Here is a 19,976-nt window from a genome sequence, read left to right as displayed (position 1 = left end):
CAGTTACCGCTTGAGTCGGTAGTAGAGGGCGCGCAGGTAGATTTTGGCTTCTTCGCTGAGGCTGGCGGCATCGAGGTATTTGTCGATGATAGGGGTGACGCCCGGGTCGAGATCTTTGCGGCCCCAGGCCATGCTGAGGCCCGAGGCGAAGAGGCCATTGGCGAAGGTGGTCAGCTCGGGAAAGTGAGTCTTGATCCAGAAGGCGGTCAGAATGTGAATGCGAGCGCGCAGGGGACGCTTGTCAGCGCGAAAGGTGTAGGCGTTGTTGCCGTGGATGCGCTGGATGGCGAGCTCGTCGAGGCTGACGTAGCCGGGGGTGATGCCGAGGGCGATGTACTTGATGTAGTCATCGCTGGTGATGTTGATCTCTTCGGGCATGGGCAGGATGCGCGCCAAGAGCGATCGCCGCAAAGCCATGCCGGAGGTGGCGGTGCCGGGAATGGGCAGGTAGCCGCGCAGTTTGCCGCGACTCATGGGTTCTCGCAGATCATAGACGCCAGCGAGGCCGGTTTTGGCGGTGGCGGTGGCGCTGGCGAGGTTGGCGCCCTGGAAGCTAAGGGGATGAAAGCACCACTCCGCTTCGGGGTGATCGGTGAAGATCTGGGCGATCGCGGCGGCTTTGGTGGGCTGAAACAGATCGTCGGCATCTAGAAAGCACACCAGGTCGCCGCGACTGGCCTCAAAGCCCGCGTTGAAGGCGGAGGCTTGGCCGCCGTTGGGCTTCAAGATGGCCTGGATGCGATCGCGGTACTCCGCTAGGACCTCATGGGAGTTGTCGGTGGAGCCGTCGTCTACCACGATGACTTCAGTGTGGGGATAGGTCTGGGCAAGGGCGCTCTCGATGGCCTCGGCCAAAAAATTCCCGTAGTTATAGTTGTTGATCAGGATGCTGACGAGAGGGGGAGTCACGCTTTGCTGCTCCTCAGGCTGTGAATGTAGGCTTTGATTTGGCGATGGGTTTGGGGGAGAAGGGCGATCGCGCCGACGGCGATCAGGGTCCACCAGCCCAGCTGATAGACAAAGAGCCCTAGGCTGAGCCCGGCCCACCACACGCCGGCGAGGCGGTAGTCAGGGCTGCCCACGGCCTTGCTCAGGGAATAGTGAATGACGCAATAGCTCAGCAATGTCACCATCTCGGCCCAGCCATAGCCCACCAGGCCCAAGCGCGGCACCAGCACGGCAGCCGCGCCGCCAAACAGGACGATATTGGCCAGGTGGAAGAGGCTCACGTGCCAGTTGTGCTTGAGCACGTACAGCACCGAGGAGTGCATGTTGAACAGGGAGTTGCTGAGGGAGCTGAGGGCAATGAAGGGGAAAACGCTCAAGACGGGCAGCCATTCCGGGCCAAACATGACCGGCAGCAGATAGGGAAGGGCGATCGCCAGCACCACCAGCAGCGGCCCGATGGCCAAAATTTGCAGCCCCATGCCTTCATTGACGGCCTTGCGCAGGCGCTCGGTGTCATCCTGGAGGCGGGCCAAAGCCGCAATGGAGATGCGCCAAGTGACCCCTTTGACAAAGCCCAGCACCTCGACCATCCGGATCGCCAGCGCAATGTAGCCGACGGCATCGGCCCCCGCGTAGCGACCGACGATCAGCGGGTTGACTAGGACTCGGGCCTGCCAAATCCAGTAGGAGGCCGAAAAGCCGACGCTGTAGCCCAGCATTTCCCGAATCAGCTTGGGATCCCAGTGAAATTGGGGGCGGTAGCGAGCCGCCCACAGCAGCAAGATCACCGACTGGGCCTGCTGCGCCCACCAGCCTGCCACCGGAGCCCACACGCCCATCCCCTGGAAGGCGCAGCCCAGGCCCACCAGATAAAACATCAGCTGGTTGGCGAGCTCGATCAGGGCCACTCGGCGATAGTCCAGCTTTCGCTCGAGCTGGGCCATGCCGACTTGGCCCACCAGCACCAGGGGCAGGGTGAAGAGCATGGTGCGCGCCACGGGCTGGAAGGACTCTAGGCGGACCCACTGGCCGATCCAGGGCAACCCGACAAAGGCGATCGCCACGGCGCTGAGGGCCATCAGCAGGAGCAAAGTGAAGCCCTGGTCGTAGATAAATTTTTGCTCTTCTTGGCCTTCGCGCCGGACTAGGTAGACGCTGATGCCTAGCTGGCTGATGGTCTGGAGGTACCAAAAGAGGCTGTAAACCGCCGTGTAAATGCCGTATTGGTCGGGACCGATGGTGCGAGTGAGGAGCAAAACGCCCCCTAGGCTGATCACCATGCCGAGTCCTTGGCGCAGGGCGAGGTAGACGCCACCGCGCATCACCTGGGACCGCAAGCTCATCGGGGGTGCCCTCCTCTAGTGGCGATCGCCGGGAGCCCTAACGGGCGATCTTCAGCCATATGTGCGTATGCCTCTGTATAAAATTATTGCCTGATCCTGTTTTTAGCCGAGAAATCCCGGATTAGGAACCTCGCAGCAGATTGAGCAAAAAGTTGAGGGGGGAGACCAGGGGACCGACCACATCCAGCGCTCGGAAGCCGTCCTTCTTGGCCACATACACCACGTCCCCGTCCTGGATTTGGTAGGTGTCGTTCAGCTGCCGCAGGTCGAGTTCCTGTTCACTGATCCGGCCATTGTCCTCCATGCGCACAAAGCGAACGTGTTTTAGAGAACCCTTGTCCGTGGGGCCGCCTGCAATGGCGATCGCCCCAGAAATGGAGCTATTGGGCGGCACCAGCACCTCTCCGGGCTGCTTCACCTCTCCCACCACTCGCACCCGCACCCGCTCCGGCGCGATGCTCGATCGCGCGATCAGGCGGCGATCGAGGGGATCGCCCTCCGCCAGCGTCGGCACATACACCGAGTCCCCGTCCTGCAAAATCAAGTTAGAAGGCGCTTCCTCCGAGATCAGTGCCTCCCACAGATTCACGTTGACGGCGCTCACCCGGCCTCCGGGCAAGATGCGCTGCACCGTGATGCTCCGCAGGTCGGCCTCTCGGGTCACACCCCCTGCCTGGAGCAGCGCCAGACCCACCGTCGGCAGCTCAGAAATGACGGTGCTGTTCTCAAAATCCGTCGGGCTGCGCAGCTGCACCGGTCCGGGCCGCTGCACCTCGCCCGAGACATTGATCCGCACCGGGCGCAGGCGCGTCAAGCCAATACTCACCACCGGGTTGACCAGCCAGGCGCTGAGCTTCTGAGTCAGATCCTGAGCTAGCTCGTCCGGCGTGCGGTTGGCGGCCATGACGCTGCCGACCAGCGGCAGCGCAATCGTGCCGTCGGGCAACACGACGCGCGGTCCCGTGAACTCGGGATACTCGTACACATTGAGATCGACCTGATCGCCGGGGCCAAGCAGATAGCCGGAGCTGAGGCCCGTCAGCTGGTTGACCGCGCTGGTGTCAGGGATAGGAGAGGGACTGGCCGCCGGGGCGCTCAGGCGGCGGGGAAGGGGTTCGGAGGGAAAAGGCGTCACCTCAGCGGGCGATCGCCCTTCTGATGGTCTAGGACTGGGCTCGAGACGAGGCGCCGGACTGGGGCTCGGCATCGGACCGGTGGTCGGGTCAGGGGCCAGGGGCGGCAGGCTAGACTGCGATCGCCCTGCAGGGGCCACTAGCACACTGGACATCAGGGCGACGCCTGCGATCGCCCCGCAAAAAACCTTTTGAGACATAGCAATAGCACTCCCCTTGGGGGACCGGCAAAGCAAAACTGACTGCATCTAGCGCGGCACCATCGTCGAAGTTGGCGTGGCTGCTGACTCGTCATAGCCGCTGTAGAACTGCGCGTGGTGCAGATAGTTGTCTGGCTCGTTGTCGAGCATGACCCCATTGATCACCAGGCCCAAGACAGGCTGCCCGGACTGATTGAGGAGCTCCTTAGCAGCCCGCGCGGTCACCGTGTCGATCACCCCCGGCCGCGACACCAGCAAAATCCCGTCGGTCATCTTGGCCAGGCTGAGGGCATCCGCCATCAAAACCATCGGCGGTGTGTCAATGATGACAAAGTCATACTGCTGCCCAAACTCCTGAACCAGGGACTGCATCCGCTGGGAGTCCAGCAGCGCCAGGGGATTGGGCGGAATCGCGCCGCAGGTCAGCACGTCCAGATTGTCCATCACGGGGTTGACGGCCTCGGAGAGGTCCGTTTGCTTCATGATCACGTTGCTCAGGCCCGCCAAGTTGGTGAGGTGCCAGACGTGATGCTGCATAGGATGGCGCATGTCCGCGTCCACCAGCAGCACCCGCCGACCCAGCTGGGCCATGGCCGCCGCGAGGTTGGCCGACACCGTAGACTTGCCTTCCTGGGGGACGGGACTGGTCACCACGATCACTTTCAGCTCGCGATCGGGGCTCAAAAAGCGCAGGTTGGCCTGGAGCATCCGATAGTTTTCGCTGATGATCGAGTGGGGCGCTTCCTGGACGACCACCTTGGGGACGCTGGTGTTGCTGCCGGAGCCGAACCACCACCGCTTTTTCTTGGAGCGAGGAATCATGCCCAGCAGCGTGTACTGGTACAGATTGCGAATTTCCTTGGCTGTTTTGACCGTCGGATCGATCAGCTCGAAAACAAACGCCACGATCAGGTAAAGCATGCCGCCCACGACCATGCCGCCCATGAGCACCACTTTTTTGTTGGGGCCGACGGGCTTGCTGGGAAAGGAGGCTGAGCTGACGATGCGCGCGTTACCAACGTTTTGGTTCTCGATGATCTGAACCTGCTGGAGGTTGCGCGACAGGATGTCGTAGGTGGACTGGTAGGTGGCCAGCTGTCGCTCTAGGTCGCGCTGTCGCTGCTCGAGCTGGGGCAGGACGTTGGCGCGCTGCTGATACTGTACCTGGGACTCGCGCAGGGCGGTGACCTGCTCTCGTAGGCCGCGCCGCTGATTTTCTGTCTCGACGAGGTTGTTGGTGAGGGTGCGGTGCAGCTCGCCGGACTGATAGCTGGGGTTGATGTCGCTGGCGGGGGTGCCGTTGAGGACTTGGCCGACCCGCTCTTGGACCAGGCTCTGGAGGGCGGCCTGCTTGCGGCGGAGGCCCGCGATCGTTGGGTGCTGTTCTTGGTAGCGGGTCCGCGCCACGGCCAGCTCATCTTCGATCTGCTGTAGCTCCGACAGGGCCTGCTGAACGGCGGGCGATTCGCCGACGGCGTTCATGGCGATCGCCTGCCGAGCATCCATGCCCAGAGATCGCTGGAGCTGGCCCGATCGCGCCGTTGCGTCCTGGAGCATGGCCTCGCTCTGGGCGATCATGGTGCTGAGGGTGGCGATGGACTCCACGGCTGTGCGGGCTTCTTCATTCAGGGAGATGACGCCGTTTCGCTCTTTGAAGTCGCGCAGCTGGGCCTCAGCCTGCCGGAGACTGGCTTCGGTCTTGGGCAGCAGCTCCGTGATGAACTTCCGGGCAGCGGTGGCTTCAGCGCGGTTGGCCCGAATATTCTCCTTGATGTAGATCTCCATCAGCACGTTCACCACGTTGGCGGCTTCCTGGGGATCGTCGCTGGTGTAGGTGATCAGCAAAACGTCGGTGCCGCGAATGGTTTTGACCTCAAGCCCCCGCAGAAAGCTTTCGGGCTTCATGGGTTTGCCAGAGCTGCTGCGGAGCCCCATGGAGGTGATGACTTCTTCGGCGATCGGGGTCGAGCGGATGACTTCAGCCTCGGTGTCGAGGGGGGTGTCCTTGTCGCTGAGGGTGTCGAGCTCGCCGACTTTGGCGCTGGCGTCGGTGACCAAGGCCGAGGTGGTATTTTTCTTTTTCAGCAGCAGCTTGCCCTGAGCCTCGTAAATTGGCTCAGCGGTAAACGCCATGGCCGCAGCGCCGCAGACCGCCAGCAGAAAAGCTCCGGTGGCGGGGAGCCAGTGGCGCTTGAGGATCAGCCAGTACTTCTGAAAGTCAATTTCTTCTGGATAGTGTTGAAATTCCATAGTGGAAAGCTGACAGCCAAGACCCATTCAAGATTTGGTTTGAGGCCGGCAAGAAGTCCGGCAAGGGCCATTTTCAGGCCCGTGTGGTGCTCTGGGGTGCTCTACCGTGGGCATCCAACCGACGGTGTGTCTTTCAAGTTTGGCGCGATCGCCGCGGCGATCGCCCCATTCTGTCTAAGAGTTCCCCAAACAAGCGGGCGATCGCAGGTTTGCCCCGTAATTTCCACCATTTCCCTGCGCAGGTGGACTGAAATGGTTCAGCTATTTTGCGGTTGTCCCACGAAGAGATTTGCCCTTCCAGGATCTTCTAAGAAATCGGCTCTAATCGAGGGCGATCGCAAATCTTAGCGAAAATCTCTCCCATTTCAGCCTTGGAATCTATATCAATCGACAGTGGTCACCCTGAGCAACATTCTCGACCATGGGGTCAGAGTAAAGGAGATGCAGCGCCTGAAATACAGTCGGATCGCAACTAGTGCTTCCGAAGTCCTCTGAGATTCGGTGAAATCGCGGCTAGGACCTACTGCCAGTATCGCTTGATCCCCTTAGAAGCGAGGAGCGAGTTTAGCGGGTCTAAACCGGTCCGGCCCTTCGGCTAGAAGCGCGATCGCCCACCGCCCTATCAGACTGGCAACTTTGGAACCACCCGATCTGCGAAATCTGAGGATTGCCTAAAAAATACCGCACCTTCCCGGAATTTCCTCCGAAAATACTCTGGTAGCTGCACAAATCTTCTCCAAGACTCGTTCACGCTTTTCATCCATCATTTCAATCAAGAGGAATCTAAAACTATGGCTTGGCTACAACGACTCTTTGGGATTAATAAGCCTCAAAATGCTCAGGTTTCGCCCAATCCTGGCCCAGCGCCTGCTGCTACCGCAGCCACCAACACCACGGCCCAGGAAACCATCCCCCCAGAGCGCATGGGCCTGACCGGCGAGTACGACCAGAGCGGTCTGGCCAAGCGCGTTGCTCTGGCCTTTGACCAGGACGCCGAAATTGACGATATCGAGACCGTGTTTGTCGCTCAGACCGGCGGCACCGTCGTCCTCAAGGGCAAAGCTCCCAACCAGGCCATCTTGGACAAGATGGTGAACGTTGCCCGCACTGTCCGGGGGGCAACCAGCGTTGACACCAGCCAAGTTGAAGTTGGCTAGAGACGGCTAGGAGCGTTTGGGACTCCATCTTCAGGTCCAGAGAAACGCCACGGCTCTTCTCTGGGCCTGAAGGATCTATCCAGTGAATCTGAAAATTTGATTAATCAGAAAAATAACCAAGAAAACTATGGGACTCTTTGATGCCATTGTGGGGGCGATCAACAGCCCCGATCAGCAGGCCAGCCCCGATCAGCTGGGCAGCATCTTGGGCGCGGTGCAGCAGCTGTCGGGCAGCCGCAACCTGGATGCCAACACGACCCAGGCCATGATCTCGCTGGTGGGAAGCTTTGTGCGCAGCGCCCTCCAGGAAAAAAGCCAGGCGGGGGGCGAGGCCCAGGCCCAGGCGATCGTGAATCAGTTTGGGGGAACCCAGCCCAGCCCGGCGGCGGTGCAGTCGCTTTTCTCGCCTCAGCAGCAGCAGCAAGTGGCTCAGGCAACCTCCCAGGGCACAGGCCTCAATCTGGAGACCGTGCAGGCGCTGCTGCCGGTGGTGGTGCCCATTATTTTGAATCTGCTGAAGACGGGGGCGCCGACGCAGTCTGCCCAGGGTTCTAACCCGGTGCTGCATTCGTTCCTAGATACCAATGGAGACGGCAGCTTTGATGTGGGAGACGCGCTGAATCTGGCGGGGCGCTTTATGCAGCGCTAGGGGCGGTGCTCCTGTGCCAAAGTAGCATCGAGTTTCACGTCCAAAAGGGAGGCGATCGCCTCCCTTTTGTCATGGTTGGGCCCGGGCTGTGGCCTGTTCCCTGGGGGACAATGGCGGAGGGTGATGAGAGGCGCGATCGCAGCTGCCCAGCGTCGCGCCACCTCCCACCAAATTTTTAAGAAACAAAGAGAAAATACCACCATGCCACGCATTAACCCCCTTAAGGTCCGCCACCTCCACATGGCCCTAGCGCCCATCATGGCTCTGCCGCTGCTGCTGACCCTAGTGACGGGATCTCTGTTTCAGTTTGCGGAGCTGACGGGCCAAGAATCGCAGTTTTTCTGGCTGATCCAGCTCCATCGAGGCAACTTCGGCGTCGTGAACTTGTCCAAGATCTATCCCTTTTTGAATGCGCTGGGACTGCTAACGCTGCTAATCACGGGGCTGCTCATGTGGCTGCGCACCCGTCGCCGGCCCCGCGCCTCCTAGGCTGACGGGGGATGGGCAGGGGATTTTGTCGACTGGCAGGCACCCGGGCTTGGCAAACGCCTCTGTCTGCGCGGGAGGTCGGGAAGCTGGCCTTTGCGCGTCAGCATCGGGGTAGGAGTGTGTCACCATAGGGAGTTGGTGTGTCTAGCACCCCTGGTCGAACAGGAACAAAACCGAGACCAGGACTTCCAATGGCTATAGCGTGCCTGACGTTTGGCTGGGCCTTGGGCAAGGCTTGGTAGCGACGGGCGATCGCGGCTCTTTGGAGTCCAGCACCAAACTTTTGAGGGGATGATTCACAAAACATGAAGCGACGGAATTTCTTGCGCTACGCAGGTGCGAGCCTGGTGACCGGCGGCATTGTCCTGGCATCGAGCGATCGCGGTCAGGCCCAGTCCACCGGCCCGCTGTCGATCCAGTACCTCGGCCATACCTGTTTCCTCTTTAGCGGCAGCGGTCGCCGAATCTTGGTGAATCCCTTCCAGCCCATCGGCTGTACCGCTAACTATCGATCGCCCAAGGTCGACGCCGATTTGGTGCTGATCAGCAGCCGCCTCCTAGATGAAGGCGCGGTCGAAGAGGTGCCCGGATCGCCGCGCATTCTGTTTGAGCCCAGCGTCTACCAGTTTGATGGCTTCCAGGTCCAGGGGCTGCTGACGGACCACGACCGGCTCAATGGCCGCCGCTTTGGCAGTAACATCGTCTGGAAGTGGACCCAGGGCGGCGTCAAGATCCTGCACATGGGCGGCGCAGCGGCTCCGGTCACCCTCGAGCAGCAAATCCTGATGGGGCGGCCCGACGTGCTGTTTATCCCCGTGGGCGGCGGCCCCAAGGCCTACAATCCGCAACAGGCCAAGGAGGCTATCCAAGTCCTCAATCCCAAGATGATCGTGCCGACGCAGTTCCGCAGTCAGGCCGCCGATCCCAACGCCTGCGACATCGTGGCGGTAGAAGAGTTCTTGGCGCTGATGGAGGGGACGCCGGTGCGGCGCATTGGCAGCTCCATGAGTCTCAGCTCGGCCGATATTCCTGAAAATGGCCCGGTGATCACGGTGTTTAGCTACGGCTTCTAGGGGCTTTTGACCTGAAAGCACGGCGAAACGGCCAATTTTGGGGCGCTTGGGATAAGGTTGAAATACGGCGATCGCGCTGTTTTTGGCCGACCTGAGGCCCCGTTAATTTTGCTAATTTCCGTTTCCACCCTATGCACCCAGAGTACCGTCACCGCCGCGAACAGCTCATGCAAAAAATCGGCTCGGGGACCGCGATTATTCGCAGTGCTCCCATGGCCGTGATGCACAACGACGTTGAGTACAACTATCGCCAAGACAGCGATTTCTTTTATCTGACGGGGTTTAATGAGCCGGAGGCGGTCGCGGTGCTGGCGCCGCACCACGATGAGCACCGGTTTGTGCTGTTTGTGCAGCCGCGCGATCCGCGCCAGGAGGTCTGGACGGGCTATCGGGCGGGGGTCGAGGGCGCCAAGGAGCGCTACGGGGCGGATGAGGCCTATTCGATCGAGGAGCTCGACGCCAAGCTGCCGGAGTATCTCCGGGGAGCCGATCGCATTTTTTATCACCTGGGGCGCGATCGCGCCTTCAATGACACGGTGCTGCGCCACTGGCAGCGCTGCATCGCCCAGTATCCGCGCACCGGGACCGGTCCCGTCGCCCTCGAAGATCCCGGCCCCATCCTTCACGCCATGCGCCAGATCAAGAGCGACGCGGAAATGGAGCAGATGCGCCGCGCGGCGGCGATCGCGGCTGAGGCCCACATCCACGCGCAGCAGTTTGCGGCGCCGGGACAGCACGAATATCAGGTGCAGGCCGAGATCGAGCGAATCTTTCGGATGCACGGAGCCATGGGGCCGGCCTATCCCTCCATCGTCGCCTCCGGGCCTAATGCCTGCATTCTCCACTACGTCGAAAACACGCGCCAAATGCAGGACAACGAGCTGCTGCTGATCGACGCGGGGTGCGCAGTGGACTATTACAACTCGGATATCACCCGCACGTTTCCCATTAGCGGCCGCTTTACGGCGGAGCAGCGATCGCTCTATGCCATTGTCCTGGAGGCCCAGGAAAAGGCGATCGCCCAAGTCCAACCGGGCAACCCTTACAACCAGTTTCACGACACAGCGGTGCGGATTCTCGTCGAGGGGCTAGTCGATCTGGGCTTGCTGTGCGGCGACGTGGACGGGCTGATCGAGCAGGAAGCCTACAAGCCTTTTTATATGCACCGGACCGGTCACTGGCTCGGCCTAGACGTCCACGATGTGGGGGTCTACAAGCACGGGGATACTTGGCAAAGTCTCCAAGCGGGTCACGTGGTGACGGTGGAGCCTGGTCTCTATCTTGGCCCGGATATCCAGCCGGTGGAGGGACAGCCGGAGGTACCGGAGCAGTGGCGCGGCATCGGCATCCGCATTGAGGATGATGTGCTGGTGACGGCCACGGGCCACGAAGTCTTGACGGCGGCGGTACCCAAGGCGATCGCCGACCTCGAGCGCTAACCGTTCTCCCGGGCGTGGCCTCTATTTCTTTCTAAATCCCTCAAGCTGTCTATCTACTTTCTATTTCTTGTTCGAGAGAGTGGGTGGGCAGCTTTAGGGTGACTAGCAGAGCTAGCCTGTGGAAGAAACAGAAAGATTAGATCTTGCACCAAGTCAAAGATCTCCTTTTTTAACAAAAGAGGCAAGAAAAGAGAGAACTGAAACTTTGCGCTAGAGCTCTGCAACCTAAATTTCCGAAGGTGGATTTTTCTCAAGATGCGAGAGAAAGAGAGAGATTCGGAGAGAGATTTCACTCCCCTTCTCCCAATTTTGGGAGAAGGGGTTGGGGGATGAGGGCAATTCTTTGGCTTCTCAAACATCCTCTCAGGGCGATCGCCGTAGGACATCGAGATTAATTTAAGTGGGCATGACAGAGACAGATGTAATCGTGATTGGGAGCGGCATTGGCGGACTGTGCTGCGGGGCACTGCTGGCGCGCTACGGCTTCGAGGTGACGGTATGCGAGAGCCATAGCCTAGCGGGTGGGGCTGCCCACGGCTTCGAGCGGGAGGGTTTTCGCTTTGACTCTGGGCCTTCTCTCTATTCTGGTCTCTCCTATAGTCCCTCTCCCAATCCGTTGCGTCAGGTGCTGGATGCCCTCGACGAAGATCTAGCGTGGATCACCTATGACACCTGGGGATGCTGCCTGCCGGAGGGAGACTTCGAAACTTCGGTGGGGGCGGACCAGTTTTGTGAGGTGCTGCGGCGGCTGCGAGGGGAGAGCGCCGTCGCAGAGTGGCGGCGTCTCCAGAAATATATGGAGCCGCTGGCAGAAGCTGCGATCGCCCTTCCACCAGCGGCACTGCGGGCTGACTGGGGCGCTGTGGTGACCGCCGGTCGCTACGCCCCCTCTCTGCTCAAGCATCTCCCCCATATTTCCAAGCTGACGGGATCATTTCGGCAGGTGATGCAAGGGGTGATCCAGGATCCCTTTATCGATCGCTGGCTGGATATGCTGTGCTTCTTGCTGTCGGGCCTGCCTGCGGACGGAACGAGCGCCGCTGAGGTAGCCTTTATGTTCGCAGACTGGTATCGGCCCGGGGTGCAGCTAGACTATCCCGTGGGCGGCAGCGGAGCGCTGGTGGCGGCCCTGGTGCGGGGGCTCGAGCGCTTTGGCGGCAAGCTCCGGCTCAGTGCTCACGTCGAGCAGGTGCTGGTGGAGGGCGATCGCGCGGCGGGGGTGCACCTGCGCAGCGGAGAGATCCTGCGATCGCGCCGCGCCGTGGTCTCCAATGCGTCGGTGTGGGATACCCTGTCGCTGATTCCGGCGGGAGCCCTGCCGCAAAGATTCGTCAGCGATCGCCAGTCTACGCCCGAGTGCGAGAGCTTTATGCATCTCCACTTGGGGATCGACGGGCGCGATCTGCCCGCCGATCTCGCCTGCCACCACATCGTCGTGCAGGACTGGAACCTGGGCATTGCGTCGCCCCAGAATCTCGCCCTGATCTCGATTCCTTCGCTGCTCGATCCCACCTTGGCGCCGCTGGGTAAGCAGGTGATTCACGCCTATACTCCCGGTAGTGAGCCCTACGATCTCTGGCAGGGTCTGGACCGGCGCAGTGAGGCCTATCGCCAGCAAAAAGAGCGTCGGGCCGAAGTTCTCTGGCGATCGCTCGAGCGCGTGATTCCCGATGTGCGATCGCGCTGCGAAGTCACCCTGGTCGGCACGCCCCTCACCCACGAGCGCTTTTTGCGGCGACATCGCGGCTCCTACGGCCCTGCTCTGCGGGCGGGTCAGGCGCTCTTTCCCGGCCCCAAGACGCCCTTACCCGGCCTGCTGTGCTGCGGGGACTCTACCTTTCCCGGCATCGGTCTGCCGGCTGTGGCGGCCAGCGGCATGATCGCGGCCAACACCCTAGCGCCGATCGCCCAGCACTGGCAAATGCTAGAAGCCATTGGCTGCTGACACAGCGAAGGTCTCACTAGCGTCTAAGGATTGAGATAAAAACTGGTTTTCGCAGATCCCGAATCTCCCTAGCGAAAATTCAAGGGCGATCGCCCGCGCGCCAATTTGAGTGACAATGGCGATCGCGCTGCGGCGTTATGCTACAAAGCGCTTGATCAAAGTCAGAATCTATATCAGAGTCTATGTCTCTCCAAGTCTACGGAATTCCCAACTGCGGCACCTGCAAGAAAGCCTTTCAGTGGCTCGCGGATAATGGTGTTGAGTATGAATTTATCAACACCAAAGATCACCCGCCCACCAAAAGCGCGATCGCTGACTGGGTCAAGGCCCTGGGCGCCAAGGCCATGCGCAATACCTCGGGCCAATCCTACCGCGCCCTAGGTGACGAGAAAAATACCTGGACCGATCAGCAGTGGATCGACGCCTTCACCCAAGATGCCATGCTGCTGCGGCGTCCTCTTTTTGTCAAAGATGGCTCAGCCGTGCTGGTGGGCTTTCGGGAAAAAGAGCCAGTCATTCGTGAAAAACTGGGCCTCTAGGGCGTCCTAGATTCCCTCGGAGGTCTCTCTCGATTGCACGGAAGATAGTGCTGGATCATTTGATGGAGTTCTCTGAGCACGATGGGCTTGCAGAGATATTCATTGGCTCCAGCACTCAGACAGCGATCGCGATCGCCCGGCATCACCAGAGACGTGAGGGTCAGAATTGGGATATGGCTAAAATTCACGTCTCGCCGCAAGTGGCGCATCGCCTCCAAGCCGTCCATTTGGGGCATCTGAATATCCATCAAAATTAGCTCCGGCGTCTGCATTTTGGTCATATGCACCGCTTCGATGCCGTTGCGGGCGGCGATCACCTGATAGCCGCAGGACTGGAGATAGTCCCGCAGCGTTGTGAGACTCGCTTCGTTGTCCTCTGCCAGCAAAATGAGCGGCCGAAGGTGCGCGTCTGGGCAGGGCGATCGCTGGATCTGTGGCTCTGCCTCCTCCAGAGAGATTTCCCGAGCAGCGTAAAAGCCTCCCTCAAAGGCCCTGATCTCGCGCAGGGAACGCGTGAGCGGCCAGGGAAGGGAGACCGTAAAACAGCTACCCTCGTTGGGCTGGCTTTCTACCGAGACGCTCCCCTGATGGAGCTCCACAATTCGTCGTACAAGGGTCAAGCCCAGGCCCGTCCCGGAGTAGCGCCGAGACAGAGAGCTCTCGACCTGGACAAAGGGCTGAAAAAGCTGATGAAGATCTTCGGCGGCGATGCCAATACCCGTATCGGTGACCATGAGCCGCAGCAGTCCGCGATCGCGATCGACCTGTACCTCCACGGCAACCTTTCCCCCAGCGGGGGTAAACTTCACGGCATTGCTGAGAAGATTGATCAGCACCTGCTGCATTCGGCGCTCATCAACGGTTACCAGAGACGCTTCGGGCGGTATTTCCAGGCTCAGGGTGATATTTCGCTGGTGAGCCTGCTCCCGCACAAACATCAAACTGGATTCACACAGATCCTGCACGGATGTGGGCACCAAGTGGAGATCAATCTTGCCGGCTTCTACCTTGGCTAAATCTAGAAGATCGTTAATCAGCTCTAGGAGATGTTTTCCACTCTGGGCGATCGTCTCTAGATAGCGAATCTGCTGCTCGTTGAGGGAGCCATAAACCTGGTCGGCGAGGACCTCTGAGAGCCCCAAGATCGCTGTGAGGGGCGTTCGCAGCTCATGGCTCATGTTGGCCAAAAACTCACTCTTGGCCTTGTTGGCGGCGTCGGCGGCGTCCTTGGCCTGCTGAAGGGCTTCTTCGACCTGCTTGCGCTCTGTGATGTCGCTGAGGGTGCAGATCACCTGGGAAACTTCTCCCTCTTGGGTGAACTGGGGTTCTGCGTTGACCAGCAGCCAGGCTAGGGTGCCATCGGGTCTCCCCACTCCCATCACCACATTGCGCACCGACTGGCGGGTGGCGATCGCCAGCGGCGTGGGCTGCTCTTCTACACAAAACGGGCGACCATCTTCGTGCACCACCTGCCAGATCGGATCATAGATATCGAGATGGGTAATCTCGGCTTCGGTCAGGCCCAGGAGCTTGAGCGCGGCGCGGTTTGCCACCAGTACCTCAGCATTGGCTCCCTGAAGCAAAACTCCCACCTGCAATTCTTCGATGAGCGTCCGAAAGCGCTGCTCACTCTCTCGGAGAGCTTCTTCGGCCAGCTTGCGATCGGTGATGTCAAACACTGCGCTGTCGACATAGGTCGTTCCAGCCTCATCCACCGTGGCGCGACCCTTCTCATACATCCAGCGAATGCTGCCATCGGCGTGGCAGATGCGATATTCCATGATGAAGGGATCCTGGCTCTGGACAGCCTGATAGCAGACTTCTAAAAAGTGCTGCGCATCATCGGGATGGACAATATCGAGATAGGATCGAACTCTCTCTTGGATAAAGTCGCTGGCTGGATAGCCGCTCATTTCTTCGATAAAGTCGCTGATAAACTCTGTAGAAGCGCCACAGTGGAGATATCGACAGCGATGGATTGCGCCCGGGATATTAAACACGAGACGGCGAAACTGCTCCTCGCTGTGGCGCAGGGCCTCCTCCATGCGGCGGCGCAAAGTGATATCACTCATGGAGCCGATGAGGCGCAGGGGCTGCCCTTCGCTATCCCAGAGACACTGGGCGCGATCGCTCACCCACTTGTAGCTGCCGTCCGAGGCGCGCAGACGATATTCCACGTGATAAGTCGAGACTTTGCGATCGAGAAAGGCCTGACGGTGCTGGAGAATGCGATCGCGATCGTCGGGGTGGATACGCTGAAACCAGGACTCTCCACTTCTGGTGAGATCTTCGGGCGTATAGCCCAAAATTTCAAACCAGCGATCGGATCGAAAGGTCTGGTCGGTAAGAAAGTCATAGTCCCAAATGGCGTCATTGTTAGCGCCGATGGCAAGCTGCCAGCGCTGCTCACTCTGGCGCAACGCCTGCTCTGTCTGGCTCCAAGCCGTAATATCTTTGATCGCTACAATACAAAGATCGAGGTTGTGGGACTGGATCAGCTCTGCTGAAAGGAGACAGGTGCGAACCTGGCCTGCCTTGGTCTGACACTCCAGGGTGATATCTCGAAAGACGCCTTGGTGCTGGAGATACTCCCGCAAGGACTCCCGCTGCTCAGAGTTGACCAGGAGGTTGAGGGTTTGGCCGTCGCGCCCCAGAACCTCGCTGCGGCTATAGCCCAGCAGATCGCAAAAACTCTGATTGACATCGATGATCCTGCCCGTCGAAAACTGGGCCAAGACGATCGCCCCCGGCGAGGCCCGAAAGACCAGCCCAAAAAGCTCCTCCGCTCGCTTGCGCTCGGTGATATCATTGCCGACGACAAATCCGTGGGGCTGGCCCTCTAGCAAGATCACGCGCAGAGAAATCAGCCAGGTGCGAATATCACCGGATTTGGTGCGCAGGCGACACTCATAGTTGTCGAGGGTGCCGGTGGTGCGGGCCACCGCCACGAGGCGATCGCGATCGCCAGGATCGAGCCAGATATTTAGGGTGTTGCCGGTCTGTCCGAGCACCTCCGCTCGCTGCAAACCGAGCATCTGGCAAAAGCTATTGTTGACGTCGCGATATTGGCCGCTCGGTAGCGAAAATAACAAGATCGGGTAGGGAGAACCCTCAAAGAGCCAGGTGAGTTTCTCGGTGATCTGGAGGCGATCGCTCATCAGGTGATGGATCTGCTGAAGCTGGCTCTGGAGCTGATCTTCAAGCTGCTGCACCCGCTGGTGGGTCTGGCTGTGCCGATGGATCTGATGGAGGGCGATCGCCCCCTGAGTTGCGATCGCCAGCAGCGGCTGCCACTGGGCCTCCCCAAACGCCAGACCGTGCTCGTGCCGAAAGCACAAAACCCCCTCACAGCGCTCACCGTCAAGGAGGGGAACGCCGACCAGCGCCGCGCGGACACCCGAATCTGCGATCGCCTCAACCTGGTGCCGCCGGGTGGTCTGGACCCGCTGCAAAAAAGCCTCGAATCCCTCCGATCGATGGGCAAAGCCTCGGGCCGCCTCCGAGGGTTCCTCGGGCAGCTGAGCGACGATGCTCAGACCGATGGGGGTCGCGATCGCCAGCCCGGCTTCCTGAGCTCCCCATTCCTGAAGCGCTGCTTCTAGAAGCGTCTTGAAAAGCGCTGGGCGATGGGAGGCCCGGGCGATCGCCTGCATGACCCGCGCCACAGCCGCAAAATCAGGCACTGGTAAGGCGAAATCCCCGTCTGTCAAATGGGCATTGGGGAATTGACTCATGACCATGCAGAAAGCTTCTTGATGTCTAGATCGAGGAGAGTACCGCTTTATTGACCCTTGAATTCGCTTCGGACGGGGGTACGAAACGTGTTAGAAATCACCTTTTTCTCTAAGTATCCTTGAGTCAGGTGGCCTAGCTCCCAATCTACCGGCGATCGCCGTCTTTTCTGTGGCACATCTTCGCGAAAATTTATATTTCTTTAATAAGGCTCTGGCTGTCCGAGCATACTTTCAGAGAATCTGAACTGATTCTAAGTCTTTTCTCTGGGAGAACAAATCTCCTTTGTAGATTCTTCCACAGATTTAAAAAAAGGCCCTAGGCGATCGCCCAGGGCCTCTATTGATTCAGGTGTGGTGATAAAACTCAGGTGTGGTGGTGGAAAACTACCAGGAGAAAGAATAGCTCGCGCGGATCGTGCGGCCTCGAGCAGCAGAGTAGCTGGAGTCAGCAGACTGGAGCTGAGAAACCACTGGGAAATACTGGTTGTTGAAGAGGTTCTCGACCCCGAGGGTGAGAGTGCCGCGGCCTAGCTCAATGCTGCTGAGATAGTCCACGGTGAAATAGCTCTCTACCTCACCCAGACCAAAGCCGTCTCCCTCTGGATCGCGCGATCCGGAGAAGAGCGCCTGAAGCCGGTTGCTCCAGCCCGGCGTGGTGGCGTGCTCGACATAGGCCGAGATCTTCAGGGGCGAAATGCTAAAGCCGTTCAGATCGCTCTCGTAGTCGCCATCATCGTCGCTGTCGCGATCGCCCTCGGACAGGCTGAGGTTGCCCCCGACCTGCCAGCGATCGCTCGGCTGGGCATCCAGCGTTAGCTCGACCCCATAGATCCGCTGGGGATCGCGAAGAACCTCCCCCGGTGCCGTGAAGCTTGTGCCCAGGTCCGACTGGTTATAAAAAGCCGCGATGGAGCCTTGCACTTTGTCCCAGTCGCCCCGCAGGCCGATCTCGTAGTGATCGACTTTTTGGGGTTCGGGCCGCAGGGTCTCGACCGAGAAGCCCGCCGGAGCGTTGCGCAGCGCCAAGCCCACATCCGCCAGAGAGAAGCCCTGGGCGAAGTTTGCAAAGGCGTTCACTTCGTCGGTGATCCCGACCACGGTTCCCACATTAAATAGGGTCGCGTTGTAGTCTAAGTCGCCGCCGCCGATGTTGTCGCCCCGAATCGTAGTGAAGGTGTCCACATCGACGCCCACGCGCTCGTGCCGAACGCCGCCATTGATCAAGAAACGATCGCTGATGTCCCAGTTGAGCTGAGCAAACAGGCCGAGGGCTTTTTGGGTGTAGGGCGGCGTCCAGCTGCGATCGCCGATCTTCCGGAACACCAGGCCGCCGCTATTTTCGAGGGTCACCGGATCAAAGATATCCAGGGGCTGGCTGACGTCTTCGTTGTTGTAGTCCAGGCCCCACAGCAGCCGCACAGAGCGATCTTGGGTTAGCGGCGTATCGAGATCGAGGCGCGTTCCCCACTTCTCGGACTGGAGCTCCGACTGGAAGATCGTGTTGCCCAAACTGGCGAAGCTGCGCGCGTCAAAGGGGAAAAAGCGCCCCTTGAAGTTGCGGTAGTAGGCTTGACCGTGGAGGCGGCCATTGAGAAAGTCGCGGTGGGTGTAGTCGAGGTTGAGCACCGTGTTTTCGCTGCCCGCCGGGTCTTCGAGCACCAGGCCCCGCCGCGCCCGAGCCTTCTGGCGACCGGGGATCTGGTCAATGCTCAGATCGCTGGTGAAGTCGGTGTTTTGGTTGTCCTCGAAGTGCTCAAAGGTAAACTGGAGCCGCTGATTTTCGGCCAGCTCGACCCCCAGCTTGCTCAGCAGGTTGATCCGATCGGCATCAGCAAGACCGCCCTGGGCGTTGGGGTCTGGCGGCACGCGATCGCCCTGGGCATCATAAAAGCTGCCAATCCCCGCAAAGGTCGCCGACAAAACATAGTCAAAGCCGCCATCGGTTCCCGAGATCGACTGGCCAAAGGAATAGCCGATGCTGTCGCCCTCTAGGAAGGCATCGCCGCCCGCCGCCGTGTCTACGCCCACCTCGGTGGTCACCTCCAGGCGGTCCTCGCTGGCCCGCCGCGTGATGATGTTGATCACGCCGCCCGTCGCGCCGTCACCGTAGATCGCCGTCGGTCCGCGCAGCACCTCGATTCGCTCGATGGCGTCGGGGTCAATGGTGTTGAGGTCGCGGAACACGTTCCGGCTGACGGACTGGGGCACCCCGTCGATCAGCACCGAGACGCTGCGGCCCCGCAGGGACTGGCCGAAGCCGCTGCTGCTCTGGGTCGGCGGTCCGAAGCCGGGGACGAGTTTGCCGAGGGCCTCGCCCACGTCGCGAGAGAGGCGGGTCTGCTGCTGAACTTGCTCGCGGGAGATGACGGTGACCGAGCGGGGGACGCGATCGGCTTCCGTTTCGGTGCGGGTGGCGGTGACGATCACCGTGAGGGGCTGAGCGCTTTCGGAGCTAGCGTCTCCCTCGGCCATGTCCCCTTCCGCCATGTCCCCCTCGGCCATGTCGCCTTCTGATCCTGCGTCAGCCGTCGGCACGGGTGCCCCGGTCGAGAGGCCGCTGGCCACTGAAGTGAAGGCGGCGGGGGAGGTTGCCAGTACGTTCACGCCGCCCGGCACGTAGACCACTTCCCCGGCGGGCAGCTCGGCGGCGCCCTGGATGACGATGCGAACGGTGCTGTCGTCAACGGCGGTGACCTGAACCGAGGCGATCGCCGTGTTGGGGTTGGCCTGCTCGAAGGTGCTCCCTTCTGCCAGACGGAGCTGGGCTCCCCGGATCTCCACGATGTAAGCGTTCCCTTCGGTGCTAGGAACGATCTCCGGCACGCCGCTGGTTTCGAGCTGTAGCCGCACGCCATCGGCGGCTTGCTCAAGGTCAATGGCCGTGATGCTGACCTCCTGCGCCCATGCGGGCTGCACCAGAGCGGCGATCGCCGCCCCCGAAATCATCCCAGCCTGTATCCACTGACGAACCGTCATTCCTCACAACCCTTTTTGCAACAACAACAACCCGCGATCGCGCCAAGGGATCGCGCCCAAAATTTCCGGTCAAAACCGACTCGGTTTTGCCTTGCTGCTCT

13 protein-coding genes are annotated in these 19,976 nt (G+C 60.2%); 7 read left to right on the top strand and 6 right to left on the bottom strand.

The window, feature by feature from the left end; translation table 11 throughout:
* Positions 1–3 precede the first annotated feature (3 nt).
* The 4 genes from GEI7407_RS10250 to GEI7407_RS10235 form a co-directional block, all read right to left on the bottom strand.
* Positions 4–909: a glycosyltransferase gene (locus GEI7407_RS10250; protein ID WP_015172084.1), complete on the bottom strand. Its 906-nt coding sequence runs from the start codon at positions 907–909 to the stop codon at positions 4–6.
* Entirely contained in the window at positions 906–2,291 is a 1,386-nt protein-coding gene (locus GEI7407_RS10245) for an oligosaccharide flippase family protein (protein ID WP_015172083.1), read from the bottom strand. Before GEI7407_RS10245 ends, GEI7407_RS10250 begins: the two co-directional genes overlap by 4 nt.
* A 121-nt stretch (positions 2,292–2,412) precedes the next feature.
* Positions 2,413–3,624 carry a polysaccharide biosynthesis/export family protein gene (locus tag GEI7407_RS10240; RefSeq protein ID WP_015172082.1) on the bottom strand — a complete coding sequence of 404 codons (1,212 nt, stop codon included), beginning with the start codon at positions 3,622–3,624 and terminating at the stop codon, positions 2,413–2,415.
* Between the two features lie 48 nt (positions 3,625–3,672).
* Complete coding sequence (locus GEI7407_RS10235) at positions 3,673–5,874, bottom strand: polysaccharide biosynthesis tyrosine autokinase (RefSeq protein ID WP_015172081.1); 2,202 nt, start codon at positions 5,872–5,874, stop codon at positions 3,673–3,675.
* A 791-nt stretch (positions 5,875–6,665) separates the two neighbouring features.
* Here GEI7407_RS10235 and GEI7407_RS10230 point away from each other — a divergent pair.
* The 7 genes from GEI7407_RS10230 to GEI7407_RS10200 all read left to right on the top strand — a co-directional run bounded on the left by GEI7407_RS10230 (position 6,666) and on the right by GEI7407_RS10200 (position 13,165).
* Positions 6,666–7,031 (top strand): BON domain-containing protein, encoded by a 366-nt coding sequence (locus GEI7407_RS10230; RefSeq protein ID WP_015172080.1) that lies wholly within the window; start codon positions 6,666–6,668, stop codon positions 7,029–7,031.
* A 127-nt stretch (positions 7,032–7,158) separates the two neighbouring features.
* Complete coding sequence (locus GEI7407_RS10225; RefSeq protein WP_015172079.1) at positions 7,159–7,680, top strand: DUF937 domain-containing protein; 522 nt, start codon at positions 7,159–7,161, stop codon at positions 7,678–7,680.
* Between the two features lie 201 nt (positions 7,681–7,881).
* Positions 7,882–8,169 (top strand): hypothetical protein, encoded by a 288-nt coding sequence (locus tag GEI7407_RS10220; RefSeq protein WP_015172078.1) that lies wholly within the window; start codon positions 7,882–7,884, stop codon positions 8,167–8,169.
* 305 nt (positions 8,170–8,474) lie between these two features.
* Positions 8,475–9,242, top strand: coding sequence for an MBL fold metallo-hydrolase (locus GEI7407_RS10215; RefSeq protein WP_041268386.1), 768 nt, complete (start codon positions 8,475–8,477; stop codon positions 9,240–9,242).
* A gap of 131 nt (positions 9,243–9,373) precedes the next feature.
* Positions 9,374–10,681: an aminopeptidase P N-terminal domain-containing protein gene (locus tag GEI7407_RS10210; protein WP_015172076.1), complete on the top strand. Its 1,308-nt coding sequence runs from the start codon at positions 9,374–9,376 to the stop codon at positions 10,679–10,681.
* 406 nt (positions 10,682–11,087) lie between these two features.
* Positions 11,088–12,626 (top strand): NAD(P)/FAD-dependent oxidoreductase, encoded by a 1,539-nt coding sequence (locus tag GEI7407_RS10205; protein WP_015172075.1) that lies wholly within the window; start codon positions 11,088–11,090, stop codon positions 12,624–12,626.
* 182 nt (positions 12,627–12,808) lie between these two features.
* Positions 12,809–13,165 carry a Spx/MgsR family RNA polymerase-binding regulatory protein gene (locus GEI7407_RS10200; RefSeq protein WP_015172074.1) on the top strand — a complete coding sequence of 119 codons (357 nt, stop codon included), beginning with the start codon at positions 12,809–12,811 and terminating at the stop codon, positions 13,163–13,165.
* Here the strand turns inward: GEI7407_RS10200 and GEI7407_RS19530 are convergent.
* Both GEI7407_RS19530 and GEI7407_RS21800 read right to left on the bottom strand, forming a co-directional pair.
* Positions 13,162–16,905 carry a PAS domain S-box protein gene (locus tag GEI7407_RS19530; protein WP_015172073.1) on the bottom strand — a complete coding sequence of 1,248 codons (3,744 nt, stop codon included), beginning with the start codon at positions 16,903–16,905 and terminating at the stop codon, positions 13,162–13,164. The two genes, GEI7407_RS10200 and GEI7407_RS19530, sit on opposite strands and share 4 nt — an antisense overlap.
* Positions 16,906–17,283: 378 nt before the next feature.
* Complete coding sequence (locus GEI7407_RS21800) at positions 17,284–19,875, bottom strand: TonB-dependent receptor domain-containing protein (protein WP_015172072.1); 2,592 nt, start codon at positions 19,873–19,875, stop codon at positions 17,284–17,286.
* Positions 19,876–19,976: the final 101 nt, after the last annotated feature.

The sequence above is a fragment of the Geitlerinema sp. PCC 7407 genome (assembly GCF_000317045.1).
Classification (GTDB): domain Bacteria; phylum Cyanobacteriota; class Cyanobacteriia; order PCC-7407; family PCC-7407; genus PCC-7407.
The sequence above is the reverse complement of the archived record's forward strand: the minus strand, read 5'-3'. Positions and strand labels throughout refer to the sequence as shown.

Excerpts from the sequence above, each read along its gene's own strand:
- GEI7407_RS10220 (WP_015172078.1), top strand. The coding sequence starts at position 7,882 with ATGCCACGCATTAACCCCCTTAAGGTCCGCCACCTCCACATGGCCCTA.
- GEI7407_RS10200 (WP_015172074.1), top strand. The coding sequence starts at position 12,809 with ATGTCTCTCCAAGTCTACGGAATTCCCAACTGCGGCACCTGCAAGAAA.
- GEI7407_RS19530 (WP_015172073.1), bottom strand. The coding sequence starts at position 16,905 with ATGGTCATGAGTCAATTCCCCAATGCCCATTTGACAGACGGGGATTTC.
- GEI7407_RS10235 (WP_015172081.1), bottom strand. The coding sequence starts at position 5,874 with ATGGAATTTCAACACTATCCAGAAGAAATTGACTTTCAGAAGTACTGG.
- GEI7407_RS10225 (WP_015172079.1), top strand. The coding sequence starts at position 7,159 with ATGGGACTCTTTGATGCCATTGTGGGGGCGATCAACAGCCCCGATCAG.
- GEI7407_RS10215 (WP_041268386.1), top strand. The coding sequence starts at position 8,475 with ATGAAGCGACGGAATTTCTTGCGCTACGCAGGTGCGAGCCTGGTGACC.
- GEI7407_RS21800 (WP_015172072.1), bottom strand. The coding sequence starts at position 19,875 with ATGACGGTTCGTCAGTGGATACAGGCTGGGATGATTTCGGGGGCGGCG.
- GEI7407_RS10205 (WP_015172075.1), top strand. The coding sequence starts at position 11,088 with ATGACAGAGACAGATGTAATCGTGATTGGGAGCGGCATTGGCGGACTG.
- GEI7407_RS10245 (WP_015172083.1), bottom strand. The coding sequence starts at position 2,291 with ATGAGCTTGCGGTCCCAGGTGATGCGCGGTGGCGTCTACCTCGCCCTG.
- GEI7407_RS10230 (WP_015172080.1), top strand. The coding sequence starts at position 6,666 with ATGGCTTGGCTACAACGACTCTTTGGGATTAATAAGCCTCAAAATGCT.
- GEI7407_RS10210 (WP_015172076.1), top strand. The coding sequence starts at position 9,374 with ATGCACCCAGAGTACCGTCACCGCCGCGAACAGCTCATGCAAAAAATC.
- GEI7407_RS10240 (WP_015172082.1), bottom strand. The coding sequence starts at position 3,624 with ATGTCTCAAAAGGTTTTTTGCGGGGCGATCGCAGGCGTCGCCCTGATG.